The 13,346-nt window shown below is 67.3% G+C and carries 9 protein-coding genes and 2 tRNA genes; 6 read left to right on the plus strand and 5 right to left on the minus strand.

From position 1 onward, the window contains the following. The first annotated feature begins 7 nt into the window (after positions 1-7). The gene (locus ARC78_RS06600; protein ID WP_241772689.1) at positions 8-1,822 is read left to right on the plus strand and encodes an amidohydrolase family protein; all 1,815 of its coding nucleotides are present in this window, start codon (positions 8-10) and stop codon (positions 1,820-1,822) included. 18 nt (positions 1,823-1,840) lie between these two features. Further along, positions 1,841-3,289 carry an amidohydrolase gene (locus tag ARC78_RS06605; RefSeq protein WP_054658526.1) on the plus strand — a complete coding sequence of 483 codons (1,449 nt, stop codon included), beginning with the start codon at positions 1,841-1,843 and terminating at the stop codon, positions 3,287-3,289. Positions 3,290-3,308: 19 nt separating this feature from the next. Here ARC78_RS06605 and ARC78_RS06610 read toward each other — a convergent pair whose 3' ends face one another. Continuing rightward, positions 3,309-3,845 (minus strand): lipocalin family protein, encoded by a 537-nt coding sequence (locus ARC78_RS06610; protein WP_054658524.1) that lies wholly within the window; start codon positions 3,843-3,845, stop codon positions 3,309-3,311. 421 nt (positions 3,846-4,266) lie between these two features. On the opposite strand from ARC78_RS06610, the gene ARC78_RS06615 reads away from it, so the two are divergent. Then, positions 4,267-4,342, plus strand: a tRNA-Ala gene (locus ARC78_RS06615). 221 nt (positions 4,343-4,563) lie between these two features. Then, a tRNA-Phe gene (locus tag ARC78_RS06620) sits at positions 4,564-4,639 on the plus strand. 173 nt (positions 4,640-4,812) lie between these two features. Here the strand turns inward: ARC78_RS06620 and ARC78_RS06625 are convergent. After that, on the minus strand, positions 4,813-6,579 hold the full coding sequence (locus ARC78_RS06625; RefSeq protein WP_054658522.1) for an SLC13 family permease: 1,767 nt from the start codon (positions 6,577-6,579) through the stop codon (positions 4,813-4,815). A gap of 145 nt (positions 6,580-6,724) precedes the next feature. Continuing rightward, on the minus strand, positions 6,725-7,807 hold the full coding sequence (gene rnd, locus ARC78_RS06630) for a ribonuclease D (RefSeq protein WP_054658520.1): 1,083 nt from the start codon (positions 7,805-7,807) through the stop codon (positions 6,725-6,727). 119 nt (positions 7,808-7,926) lie between these two features. Here rnd and ARC78_RS06635 point away from each other — a divergent pair, with 119 nt between their 5' ends. Both ARC78_RS06635 and ARC78_RS06640 read left to right on the plus strand, forming a co-directional pair. Then, positions 7,927-9,786, plus strand: coding sequence for a formylglycine-generating enzyme family protein (locus ARC78_RS06635; RefSeq protein WP_096144921.1), 1,860 nt, complete (start codon positions 7,927-7,929; stop codon positions 9,784-9,786). Between the two features lie 66 nt (positions 9,787-9,852). Then, entirely contained in the window at positions 9,853-10,767 is a 915-nt protein-coding gene (locus ARC78_RS06640) for a M48 family metallopeptidase (RefSeq protein WP_054660505.1), read from the plus strand. A 77-nt stretch (positions 10,768-10,844) separates the two neighbouring features. On the opposite strand, the gene xseA is transcribed toward ARC78_RS06640, so the two are convergent. Together xseA and queG are read right to left on the minus strand one after the other, a co-directional pair. Then, positions 10,845-12,191, minus strand: a complete 1,347-nt coding sequence (xseA, locus tag ARC78_RS06645) for an exodeoxyribonuclease VII large subunit (RefSeq protein ID WP_057505967.1) — start codon at positions 12,189-12,191, stop codon at positions 10,845-10,847. A gap of 59 nt (positions 12,192-12,250) precedes the next feature. Further along, positions 12,251-13,339, minus strand: a complete 1,089-nt coding sequence (queG, locus tag ARC78_RS06650; protein ID WP_054659690.1) for a tRNA epoxyqueuosine(34) reductase QueG — start codon at positions 13,337-13,339, stop codon at positions 12,251-12,253. Positions 13,340-13,346 lie beyond the last annotated feature (7 nt).

The raw sequence follows: 13,346 nt of genomic DNA on the forward strand, positions 1-13,346 counted from the left end.
CGTGGAAATGAGCATGTACAAGAGCAATCGATGGGCGCATCTGCTGGCGATGCTGGTGCTGTTGGGCGCCGGGCAGGCCACTGCTGTGGCCCGGGCCGGCGACGCGCAGCCATTGTTGATCCGTGATGCGATGGTGTTCGATGGCACCGGGCGCGCCGCCTATCCGGCCAGCGTGCTGGTGGAAGAGGGCAGGATCGCGGCCATCGGCCAGCAGCTGCAGGCGCCCAAGGGCGCGCGGGTGGTCAACGCGCGCGGACAGGCATTGCTGCCGGGCTTGCTGGATCTGCACACACACTGGACGCCCAATGCGACCCCGTCGGAACTGCCCCGGGTGGCCAATCTGTACATGGCTGCGGGTGTCACCACGGTCAGCGATTTCCACGAGCCGCCGGAGGCCTACGCGCCGCGCCGGCAATGGCTGGCCTCGATCGCCGCGCCGGACGTGAAGTTCGCCGCGCGCATCAGCACCCCGCTCGGTCATGGCGCCGACTGGGGCGATGAAAACACCACCCGCTGGGTCAACTCACCGGCCGCTGCGCGGGCGGGGGTGCAGGCGGTGGCGGCCTACAAGCCGGATTTCATCAAGGCCTTCACCGACGGCTGGCGTTACTCCAATGCCGCCGACAACAGCAGCATGGATGAGGAGACCCTCAGCGCGCTGGTCGAGGAAGCGCACAGGCACGGCTTGAAGGTGTTCACCCATACGGTGATGGTCAAGCGTGGCAAAGCCGCTGCGCGTGCCGGCGTGGACGTGATCGCGCACAGCCTGCAGGACGGTCCGGTGGACCAGGAACTGGTCGGGTTGATGCGTACCCACGGCACGGCCTATGCGCCCTCTCTGGCGGTGTACCTGCCCGAGCGCGTGGACGGCAGTGGCCGTACCGCCAGCAAGCCGGAAGTGCTGCGCCAGCGCGAACGCAATTTCACCAACGCCCTGGGCAATGTCAAAGCCTTGCATGACGCCGGTATCCCGGTGGTCGTCGGTACCGATGCCGGTATGACCGGTACGCCCCATGGCAGCTCCACCCTGCGCGAGCTTGAGCTGTTCGTCGAGGCAGGGCTTACCCCGGCCGAAGCGCTTGTCGCCGGCACCGCGCACAGCGCCAAGGCGTTGGGCGTGACGGATCGAGGCACCATTGAAGTCGGCAAGCGCGCCGATCTGCTGCTGGTGCGCGGCCAGCCGTGGCAGCGTATCGCCGATATACGCAACACGCAGCAGGTGTATGTCGCCGGTCGCCAGGTCCATGGCAAGGGAGCGGCGCTGCCCGCCGGCAACCACGCGTTGGCATTGCCGGCGCTGCCGGTGGCCGCGCTGGTGGATGACTTCGAGCGCGAAGACGGTCGCACCGCGCTGGATACGCTGCGTATCGACGAGGCCGATGGCGGCAACGACCGCACCGTGCAGGTGACCGAAGTGGTCGCCCGCGAAACCGGTGGCCACGCGCTGGCCACACAGGCCAAGCTGTCAAACAAGGACACGGCGTTTGCCGCGACGATCCTGCCGCTGAGCCGTGGCTCGGTGGCGCCGGTGGATGCGCGGGGCTATCGCGGTGTCCGCTTCGAACTGCGGGGCAGCGCGCCGGAGCTGCGCCTGGAAGTACGCGCGCTGGGCAGTCGCCGCTTTGTCGCCCCGCTGCAGGCCCAACCGCAGTGGCGCGCGGTCGAGGTGCCGTTTGTCACCTTGCAGGGACAGCCGCCATACCGGGCCAAGGGACCCATCGCCCAGTGGAAGGGCGATGACCTGCAGCAGCTGGTGTTCTCAGCCGGCGGTGAACCCGGCAGCAAGGTCTGGTTCGAAATCGACAACGTCACCTTCTACTGAGTTGCGGAGGATATGCCGATGAAGCCGACCCGGCTGCGTGCGGCCCTGCTGGGCTGCCTGTTGTCCATCCCTGCCAGTGTGGGCGCGCAGGATGCCGATGTGGTGGCCGCGCTGGACCGCTATGCCGCGCGCCAGGCCGAGGTCGGGCTGGCACTGTGGCAGCGTCCAGAGCTGGGGTACCTGGAAACGCAATCCTCGGCGTTGCTGCAACAGGAGCTGCGCGAGGCCGGATTCCGTATCCAGGCGGGCGTGGCCGGGATGCCGACGGCGTTCGTCGCCAGCTATGGCCGACGCGGCAAGGGGCCGGTGATCGGTCTGCTGGCGGAGATGGATGGCTTGCCGGCCATGGCGCATGCGGCCGAGCCGGTGCGGGTACCCCTGCCCGGGCAGCTCGCCGGGCACGCCTGCGGTCACAATCTGTTCGGTGCCGCCTCCGTGGGCGCGGCGCGGGCCATCGCACAATGGCTGAAAGACACCGGCAACGACGGCGAAGTCCGGCTGTACGGCACGCCGGCCGAGGAGGGAGGCTCGGGCAAGGTCTACATGACCAAGGCCGGGCTCTTCGATGGAGTGGATGTGGTGCTGCATTGGCATCCGGCAGCCGACAACTCGGCCGCGCAAGGCACCACGCTGGCAAACATCAGCGGGAAGTTCCGCTTCCAGGGGCGTGCTGCGCACGCGGCGATTGCGCCGGAGCGTGGCCGATCGGCACTGGATGGCGTGGAGGCGTTCAATCACATGGCTAATCTGATGCGCGAGCACGTGCCCGACGGCACCCGAATCCACTACGTCATCAGCAACGGCGGGGCGGCGCCCAACGTGGTGCCGGATGATGCTGAAGCGTATTACTACGTGCGTCATACCGACCCGGTGGTGGTCCGCGAGGTGTTCGAGCGCCTGCACCAGGCCGCCCAGGGCGCTGCGATGGGGACGGGTACCACCGTTGCGTTCGAGCAGACCGGCGGGGTGTTCTCGCTGCTGCCCAATGACACGTTGGGGCAGGTGATGCAGGCGGCACTGCAGCGGGTGGGCGGTGTGCGCTATGACGTGGCCGAGCGGGCCTTCGCCGAGCGCATGCAGCAAACACTGGAGCGGCGGCCGGCGCTGGATGAGGCTGCTGCGCTGCAGCCTTACCGTGCCGACAACGCCGGCAGTGCGTCCACCGATGTGGGCGATGTCAGCTGGATTGTTCCCACGGCAGGGGTGAGCACGGCGACCTGGGTACCGGGAACGCCGGCGCACAGCTGGCAGGCCGTGGCCGCCTCGGGCTCGACGATTGGTGCCAAGGGGGCTCTGAATGCGGCGAAGACCCTGGCGCTGGCCGCGGTGGCGCTCTACCAGTCCCCGCAGACCGTCGCCGCCGCCAAGACAGAGTTCGCACAACGGCGGGGTGCGGATTTCACCTATCAGCCGCTGCTGCAGCGCACCGCACCGCCATTGGACTACCGGCGCAAAGCGGCCGACTGAGTGACGACGGGCGGGCGCTCTAGTCGATGGGCGCCATGATCTTCAAGGGCGCAAGCTCGTAGCCCATCGCGACGGCCTGGGACTTGAGCGCCTCAAAACGGTCAGCGTCCATGCCGGGTGTGCGGGAGAGGATCCACAGGTATTTGCGGTCCGGCTCACCGATCATCGCCCACTGGTAGTCCGGGTCCAGGGCGATCACCCAGTAGTCCGCCCATACCCAGGGCAGCCATGCGAGCCATTCGGGCGCGAAGCGCACCTGCAGGCGGCCGGGATGGCCGGCCACGGTGCGTGCGGTCCCCTCGGCCTGGATCAGGTCCCCATCGGCCGTGCGGCAGCGATTGAGCACGCTGATGCGCCCGTCGGCATGGCGCCGATAGCTTGCGGTGATGTCGGCCACGCATTTTTTCTGGAACGACACCGGCAGATGGGCAATTTCATGCCATTGCCCGATATAGCGGTCCAGATTGAGCTGCGGCACGGAGGTCACCGGTTCGGAGGCAATCGCCGAGAACGGCAGCGAGATGGCGAGCAGCAGTGAAAACCGGGTGCGGGGCATGGGTGGATCTCCGTGGCGAGGTGGAAAGCCCGGTCACCATGCCGCCGCTCGAGTGAATCTTTCGTTTTCCCGGATAACAGGAGTGGCGACTCCGGCTGCGATGATCGTGGCCATGCCTGTCGATTGGCGGAGGCAGCTGGGCGGGTGCGCAAACGCTGCATCAGGGCGGCCTTCGCGGACCGGCCTGTTGCCACCCCTGCGCATCTGGAAGGGAATCGGAATTGGATTGTGATCGTCGGACAGGCAATGGAGCGCCGCAACGCGTGCCGCGATGGCGAAGCACCCTGCGGCCGCGGATACCGGTTGCTCCGGGGGGGCGCGTGGCCACTTTCTCGCGGTGGTTGAGGGGACGCCGGTGCGCCCAGCGGGATGTGCCTCTTGGCGAATAAAAAAACCGGGCGTAGAATCGCCCTCACCGTTTGGGGCGGTAGCTCAGCTGGGAGAGCGTCGCGTTCGCAATGCGAAGGTCGGGAGTTCGATCCTCCTCCGCTCCACCAAACACCCGCAAAGCGCCGCATCGGAAGATGCGGCGCTTTGCGTTTGCGTGTCTGCGCACGCGGTGTGTGGGCCTCTGGATGGCGTGGATGCCTTTGCCGAATCGGTCGTTTGGAATGGATTCGCGCGGATGTGAAAATTTTTGTGAAATTCGCTTGCCCAAATCGAAATGCATCCGTAATATGCACGTCCTCGCCGGCGACAACGCCAACGAGAAAAAAGTGGCCGAGTAGCTCAGTTGGTAGAGCAGGGGATTGAAAATCCCCGTGTCGGCGGTTCGATTCCGTCCTCGGCCACCATTCCATTAAAGCCTGCAGAAATGCGGGCTTTTTTGTTTTTCCATGTTGATGATGTCGCTGGCGTGGTACACCTGCCCCACGCTTGCGCCTGCGTAATCAGGGGATGCGCGCAGGTGCTTGTGTCGTAGCGGGACAGTGCCGCCAGCGGCGGGCAGCTGGCGACCGCGGATGGCTCAGAAGGGCCAGAAGCGCGGGATGAAGATCACGCCCAGAATCCAGAAGATCAGATTCAGCGGCAGGCCCACTTTGAGGAAGTCGGTGAAGCGGTAGCCGCCGGCGGTGTAGACCATGGTGTTGGTCTGGTAGCCGACCGGGGTGAGGAAGCTGGTCGAGGCCGAAAAGGTCACCGCGATCAGGAAGGGCGTGGCATCCACGCCCAGCATCTGCGCGGTGGAGATGCCGATCGGGGTCAGCAGCACGGCCGCCGCGGAGTTGCTCATCAGCTCGGCCAGCAGCAGGGCGACCAGGTACATCACCGCCAGCACCACATGCGGGCCGAGGTCGCGTACCAGTCCGATGGTGTGCTCGACGATGAAAGCGGCCGCTCCGCTCTGGCTCATCGCCACGCCCAGCGGCAGCAGGCCTGCCATCAGCACCACGATGCGCCAGTCCACAGCCTCGTAGACCTCATCGGCATGCAGGCAGCCTGCCAGGGTCATCGCCACCGCGCCGACCAGCGAGGTGATCGCGATCGGCATCCAGCCGATGGCCGAGATGCCGATCACCAGCGCCATCGTCACCAGCGCGAAGGGGCCGCGCCAGCCTTTGGGCTTGACCGCTTCACGTTCGGACAGCACCACCACGTCCGGATCGCGGCGCAGCGCACCGACCTCCGCGCTGGCGGTGATCAGCAGCAGGATGTCGCCAACATCCAGCCGCACATCCTTGAGTTTCTCGCGCAGCACTCCGCCACGACGCTGGATGGCCAGCACTACCGCGTTGTGGTTCCAGCTGCGGTCCAGCGCTTCCAGGGTGCGGCCAGCCGCGCGCGAGTTGGGCGCGATCATCACTTCGGTAACCACCTGCTCCACATCATCGAGCAGGCGGGCTTTGAACTTGAATTGCGAGTTGATCTCCAACCCGGCTTTGCGGGTGAATTCGACCAGCCTGGGCCAGTCGCCACGGGCGAGCAGGATGTCGTCTTCCTGCAGCGTCTGGGTCCGCGGTGACCACACTTTGTTCTTGCCGCGCAGCAGTTCCAGTACGAAAACGCCGTTGGCTTCGCCCAGCTTCATCTCTTCGATGGATTTTCCGATCAGGCGCGAGCCGGGCATCACCCGCAGTTCGGTGAGGAACTTGCCCAGCTCGTAGTGCTCCACGAACTCGGAGGTGCGGGTGTCGGGCAGCAGCCAGCGGCCGAAGATGAGCAGGTAGGTGCAGCCGGCGGCCAGGCAGATCAGGCCCAGCGGCGTGAATTCGAACATGCTGAAGCCGGGGTGGCCCAGATCCTTGGCGATGCCGTTGACCAGCAGGTTGGTCGAGGTGCCCACCAGCGTGCACACGCCGGCCATCTGCGAGACAAAGGACAGCGGAATCAGCGCTTTGGAAGCCGGCATGCCGATCCGGGCGGTGGCGGTGATCACCAGCGGCATGAATACCGCCACGACGGCGGTGTTGTTCACGAACGGCGCGATCAGCGCCAGCACCGCGAACAACAGCAGCAGGAACAGAAAGGGAGACCGGGTCCGACTGAACAGCCAGCCGATGCCGGAGAGCGCGCCGCTGTTTTGCAGGCCTGCGGCCAGGACGAACATGGCAGCGACGGTGATGGTTGCCGGGTTGCTGAAGCCACTGAGCGCCTGCTGCGGGCTGACCAGATCGAGCAGGGCCAGTGTGGCCAGCACCAGGACAGCCACCATGTCCATGCGCAGCTTTTCGGTGGCGAACAGATAGACGGCAACCACCGTGATGCCGATGACCATCAGGATCTGGAACGTCATACAGCCGGGTCTCCGTGAGTCATCCGGTTCCGATGGGAGTTGTTGCGAGGAAGCCGGTGAAGCCTGGGGGACTGCGTAGAGGTGGGCGCAGTCCGATCGTGGCGCATGACGCGGGCTGCGCGAGAGCCCGCGCCGGTAGAGGCGATCAACGCGCCGGCAACAGCGGGCGCAAGACCGGCTCCAGCTGTATCTTGCGCCAGCCATCGAGCGCCGCCGGCCACTGGCCGCTTTCCAGCAGGGCCTCCAGGTGCTTGCGGGAGGCCAGCAGGCCATCAGGCAGGCCCAGTGCGGCCGCGTGGCTGGCGACGGCCTCCTGCAGCCGCTTCAGTGCGGCCTTGTTGCTGTCGCTTGGTGCCAGCGGCTGCGGTGCCAGGGCCTCGTCGTCCAGTGGCGTGTTCAGGGCCTGCCAGACAGCCTGGGCCAGTTTGCGCGGCGCTTTGGGAAAACGGTCGAACAGTCGCAGCATCGCCTCGTAATCGGACGGCGGTGTGCGCGCCAGCGTGGTGGCGACTTCATTGTCGAGAATCCAGCTGCGCGGCTTGTCGCTCTGCCGGGCCTGGCGGTCACGCCAGCGCAGCAGACGCAGCAGGCGCAGCTGGGCCTCGGGCTCGAGGAACTGCGCCGCGCGCATCGACAGGTGCGGCCATTGTTCGCTGTCATCGGCCTCGACATTGGTGATCATCCGCTCGCCGTCCTCCTCCAGCCAGCTGCGCCGATCCAGCGCCTGCAGCCTGGTGTCGATTGCATCGTGCAGTGCGAACAGGTATTCCACGTCGTCGGCCGCATATTCCAGCTGTGCGGGCGAGAGCGGGCGGCGCATCCAATCCGAGCGGGTCTCGCCCTTGGGCAGGGTGACGCCGGTGATCTCGGCCACCAGTTTCTGGTAGCCCATGCCGCCGCCGATGCCGGCCAGTGCCGCGCCGAGCTGGGTGTCGAACAGCGGTCGCGGCATCGCATCGCAGGCGCACTTGAAGGCGACCAGGTCTTCGCTGGCGCTGTGCATGATCTTGAGGATGCCGGTATCGGTCAGCCAAGGGCGCAGGGCCTCGGTCATGCCGGGAATCAGCGGATCGATCAGCAGGATTTCCTCGCCCACGGCCATCTGCACCAGCGCCAGCTGCGGCCAGTAGGTGCGCTCGCGGATGAATTCGGTATCCAGCCCGATCCGGCCGGGTCGCTGGCGGTAACGTTCTTCAAGTTCCGCCGGGTGTTTGATCCAATAAGCCACGTGGTGTCCGTCAACTGCAGGGTTTGCTCAGGCAGGCGAGAATAGCCTAACGTCGATTCGTCCCGTGATCCGGGACAGGAATGGGAGGAAGTTTGCGTACTACCGGCCAGCTGATCTGCATGGCACTGCTTGCAGCCGTGACCTGCGGCGCGTGTACGCCTCAGGCGCCCGGCACAGCGGCACGGAACCAGGAGCGCGGCGTGACATCAGCGCCCGCACCACCGGCCGAAGCAGGGCCTGCCTTGCCGACGCAGGCCGAGCCCGAGCGCGCGACGGTGGAGGCAACGCCGCTTCCGGTGTGGATGCCGTCGGTGCCGGAGTTGACGCCGGAAATGGTGGACAAGGCCCGTCGCCAGGCCGATGCGGCCTTGGCCCAGGGGCACCTGTATGACAGCGCCGAGGCGGCAGTGCCGTTGTATCTGGCGGTGCTGGCGGTCAAGCCCAGGGATGCCAGGGCGAGGCGCGGACTGGACAAGGCGCGGCAGCTGCTGCGGTCCCAGGCGATGGAGCTGATGGCGCGTCCGGATGACCAGCGGCAGGCCTTGGCCGAGGCGGCCGAGCGGGTGAGTGTGGCGATCGCGTTGGCGCCGGAAGGCAAGGCCGAGCAGGCGCTGCAAGCGCAGATCCAGCAGGCACGGCGGGTGCTGGCGCTCAACCGCGCCGGCGAAGCGGCGTTGCGGCGCGACCAGCTGGGGGAGGCCGGTGGCGGTGCATTGGGCTCTTTCCGGGCGGCGCTGGCGCTGGCGCCGGAGGACAGCCGGGCCTTGCAGGGTATTGCCGCGGTGCAGAGCGGGCTGATCCGGCGCGCGGAACTGGCCGCCACCCGCGCCGATTTCGACGCCGCCGCGGCCTGGTTGGACAAGGCGGGCAAGGTTCGCGGCGGGCCGACGCTGGTCGATGCGCAGGCGCGCATCGAGGCGATGCGGGCGGCGCAGCTGGCGGCCCTGCGCGACGGCGGTCTGCGGGATCTGAGCTCGCCGCAGGGGCTGAAGGCGGCGCGCGAAAAACTCGAGCAGGCGCTGCGCATCGCGCCGCCGGGGGATCCGACCGTGGCGATATTGCGGCAGCGGATCGATCTGGTCGCGCACTACGGCAGTTTCCGTCCCGGGCAGGTGTTTTCCGATGCCTTGCAGGGAGGCGGACGCGGGCCGCAGATGATCGTGGTTCCGCATGGGGGCTTCCAGATGGGCGCGGGCGATGCCGAACCGGGCGCCAGCGATGCCGAACGTCCGCAGCATTACGTGCGCTTTGATCGCGGCTTTGCCCTGTCGATCACCGAAGTGACCGTGGCCGAATTCGGCCGCTTCGTCGAGGCGGCCAAGGCGCGCCCGCGGGCCACCCGGCGCGGCCATTCGGTGGTCTATGACGAGCGCAGCGGCAATTTTGTCCGACGCAGTGGCGTGGACTGGCGTTCGGACTACAACGGTGCGCCGGCCAAGCCTGGCAACCCGGTGATGCATGTCAGCGTGCGCGACGCCGAGGCTTACGCCGCGTGGCTGTCCGAACAGACCGGGCGCTATTACCGCTTGCCCAGTGAGGCCGAATTCGAGTATGCGCTGCGGGCCGGAACCAGCGGCCGTTACCCGTGGGGTAATGCCGGGGTGCCGCCGCCGTTGTCGGGCAACTTCACCGGCAGCGAGGATGTTTCGCCCAGCGGACGCCACTGGAACAACGCCTTCGTCGGCTATGGCGACGGTTTCTGGGGGGCGGCGCCGACAGCCAGCTTCCAGCCCAATGGCTGGGGATTGCACGACATGGCCGGAAATCTCAGTGAATGGGTGGCCGACTGCTGGCACGCCAGCTACCGCCGTGCGCCAGCCGACGGTGCGGCCTGGTACAACCCCGGCTGCCGGCAAAGGGTGATCCGCGGTGGCAACTGGGCCAATGCGCCGGAACAGACGCGGGCGGCATGGCGGCAGTCGCAGGATTCGGATGTGACCTCGGCCCGGATCGGCTTCCGGCTGGTGCGCGGCATTTGACGTGGCCGGTGCGGTGGGGCGGGTTACCATCGGCCCCGACCAACCGCTCCTCACGGGAACTTCCACATGCGACAGGATCCTTTCGGCAGTCAGGGCAACCGCCGGCAGCGCCGCGGTGGCGGGCTGTTCGGCAATATCCGCTGGGTGGTGCTGCTGGGTTTTGCCATCTATGGCGGCTGCTATTACCTGGGCAACCGCTCGGTTGATCCGTACACCGGCGAGAAGGTACTGATCGACAGCACGCTCGATGCCTGCCAGGAAAAGGCGCTGGGCCTGCAGGCCTACCAGGAGATCCTGTCGCAGGAGCGGCCGGTCGATCCGAACGCGCAGATCTCCCAGCAGGTGCGGGAAATCGCCCGGCGCCTGATCGCCAAGGTGGATGTGGTGGAAACCGCGCTGGCGCAGGAGCACGGCCTGCAGCCGCAGCACTTCGCGCGCGATTTCGACTGGGAAGTGAACGTGCTGCAGTCCGACCAGGCCAATGCGTTCTGCCTGCCGGGTGGCAAGATGGCCGTATATACGGGGCTGATTCCGGTGGCGCAGAACAGCGACGCGCTGGCGGTGGTGATGGGCCACGAGATCGCCCACGCGCTGCTGCGCCACGGTGCCCAGCGGATGGCCCAGCAGAAGCTGACCCAGATCGGCCAGATGGCCGGTGCGGCCAGCGGCATGGACGCGCAACAGCAGCAGATGATGATGTCGGCGATGGGCTACGGCTATCTGCTGCCGTACGCGCGTTCGCATGAAACCCAGGCCGATGAGGTCGGGCTGATGCTGGCGGCGGCGGCCTGCTTCAACCCCGAAGAGGCGGTGCCGTTGTGGGAGCGCATGGGCCAGGCCAGTGGCGGGCAGGCACCGCCGGAATTCTCCTCCACCCACCCCAATCCCGGCACCCGTATCCAGAACCTGGGTGCGCTGATGCCCAAGGCGATGGCCTATCGCCAGCAGTTCTGCAGCGAAGAGCGCGCGGTGCGGCAGTAAGTCCGGTTCGCCGCCGCGCAATGCAGAACGCCGGGCTGCAATGCCGGCGTTCCGTGTTTCGGCACCGCGCGGCGGGCTCAGTGGTTGCTGTTGCCGGATTCCACGCGCAAAGGCACGTGGCCGTCGGCCAGGCGGGCCTGCACACGGTCCCCGGGCTGGAGCTGATCGACACTGCGCACCAGTGCGCCATCGTCGCTGCGGGTGAGGATCGAATAGCCCCGGGCCACGGTGGCCAGTGGGCTGACCGCCTCCAGTGAGCGGGCGATGCCGCGCAGACGCAGCGCATCACGCTGCAGCTGGCGCGCCATTGCCGCCTGCACGCGTGGCGCCAGTGCAGCCAGTCTTTCCGTGAGCGCGGCCAGCCGGCGTTGCGGCTGGGTGGCGCGCAGGATCGCGGCGCTGTTGGCAAGGCGGGCCTGGCGGCGCTCCTGCTGCTGTCGCCAGGCCGCATCCAGGCGGGCGAACGCAGCCTCCTGCCGGTGGCGCAGCAGGTCCAGCCGGGCCTGCGGGCTGTGCGTCTGCAGCCGCAGCGCGGCACGGTCGGCGCGCTGCATCGCCTGGCCCAGCGCATGCGTCTGCAGCTGGGTCAGACGCTGCGCCAGCCGGCGCAGGCGCACGGTGAGATCACGCTGGTCCGGCACCAGCAGCTCGGCGGCCACCGAAGGGGTGGGGGCCCGCAGGTCGGCGGCGAAATCCGTCAGGCTGAAATCCGTTTCATGGCCCACCGCCGAGACCACCGGCGTGTTGCTGGCGGCAATGGCGCGTGCCAGCTGTTCGTCGTTGAATGCCCACAGATCTTCCAGTGAGCCGCCGCCGCGGGTCAGCAGGATCACGTCGTAGCGGCCGCTGGCATCGGCCTTGCGCAGCAGCGAGGTGATCTGCGCGGCGGCGGTGTCGCCCTGCACCAGCGACGGCAGCAGTTCCACCTCCAGCAGCGGAAAGCGTCGGGCCAGCACGCTCAGCACGTCGCGCACCGCCGCGCCACTGGGCGAGGTGATCACCGCCAGGCGTCGCACATGGGCCGGCAGCGCGCGCTTGCGTGCCGGATCAAACAGGCCTTCGGCTTCCAGCCGCGCTTTCAGCTCGTCATAGGCGCGCCGCAACGCGCCTTCGCCGGCTTCTTCCATGTGATCCAGGATCAGCTGGTAGTCGCCGCGTGCTTCATACAGAGTGAGCCGGCCGCGCACCAGCACGCGCAGGCCTTCGCGTGGCACAAATTTCAGCCACTGGCTTTTGGGCTTGAACATCGCCGCACGCACCTGCGCGCGGGCGTCCTTCAGGGTGAAATACAGGTGTCCGGAGGCTGGCCGGCTGACATTGCCCAGCTCGCCTTCCACCCATACCAGCGGAAACGCGCTTTCCAGCAGGTCGCGCGCCAGCGTGTTGAGCTGGTTGGGGGTCAGGATGTCGGCACTGCGTTCCATGGATCAGGCGTTGGAGCGTTGAAGCGGGCGGTCATGGTCGCATGGAAGCTGCTTGCGACTCACGGCGGTCCCATGCCGGCGCTTTCGGTGTGACGCTGCAGTGCCCACTGCACGTGCTCGCGGACCAGGGCGGAGGCGTGCTCGCGACGTTGCTCCAATGCCTGTTTCGCGGCGGGTGAGGGCGTGGCATTGCCCAACGCCACGGCGATATTGCGCAGCCAGCGCTCATGGCCGCTGCGACGGATCGGGCTGCCTTCGGTGCGGCGCAGGAATTCGTCTTCCTCCCAGGCAAACAGCTCCGGCAAGGTGGCGGTGTCGAGGTTGTTGCGGGCGCGGAAATCCGGCTCGTCGGTGCGACGGGCGAACTTGTTCCACGGGCAGACCAGCTGGCAGTCATCGCAGCCGTAGATGCGGTTGCCCATCAGTGGACGCATTTCCAGGGGAATCGCGCCTTCATGTTCGATGGTCAGGTAGGAGATGCAGCGGCGCGCGTCCAACCGGTGCGGGGCGATGATGGCGGCGGTCGGGCAGACGTCGATGCAGCGCGTGCAGGTGCCGCAATGCGCGCTGGCCGGCGCATCCACCGGCAACGGCAGGTCCACGTAGATCTCGCCGAGGAAGAACCACGAGCCGCCGTTGCGGTCGATCAGGCAGGTGTGTTTGCCGATCCAGCCCAGCCCGGCATTGCGCGCCAGAGCGCGTTCCAGCACCGGCGCCGAATCGACGAACACCCGGTAGCCGAACGGGCCGATCTCGCCGGCGATGCGTTCGGCCAGCTTCTGCAGGCGGTTGCGCATCAGCTTGTGGTAGTCGCGGCCCAGCGCGTAGCGGGCGACATAGGCGCGCTCGGCATCATCGAGCGTGGCCCAGGCTGCGGCATCGTCCTTGTGGCCGTAATCCAGCCCCACCGAGATCACCCGCACCGTGCCGGGCAGCAGCTCCTGTGGCCGGGCGCGCATCGTGCCATGGCGGGCCATCCATTCCATCGTTCCGTACAGCCCCTTGCCCAGCCAGTCGGCCAGGTGCGCCTCATCCTCGCCCAGCGCGATGCCACTGATGCCACAGCGCTGGAAGCCCGCCTCGCGGGCGAGCTGGTGGATGCGCAGCGACAGCTGCGCCGGATTGACGGTGAAAGCGGCTTCAGACATGTGGCAA

Origin of the sequence: Stenotrophomonas pictorum JCM 9942 (assembly GCF_001431585.1) — a bacterium.
In the GTDB taxonomy this organism is placed as follows: Bacteria; Pseudomonadota; Gammaproteobacteria; order Xanthomonadales; family Xanthomonadaceae; genus Stenotrophomonas; species Stenotrophomonas pictorum.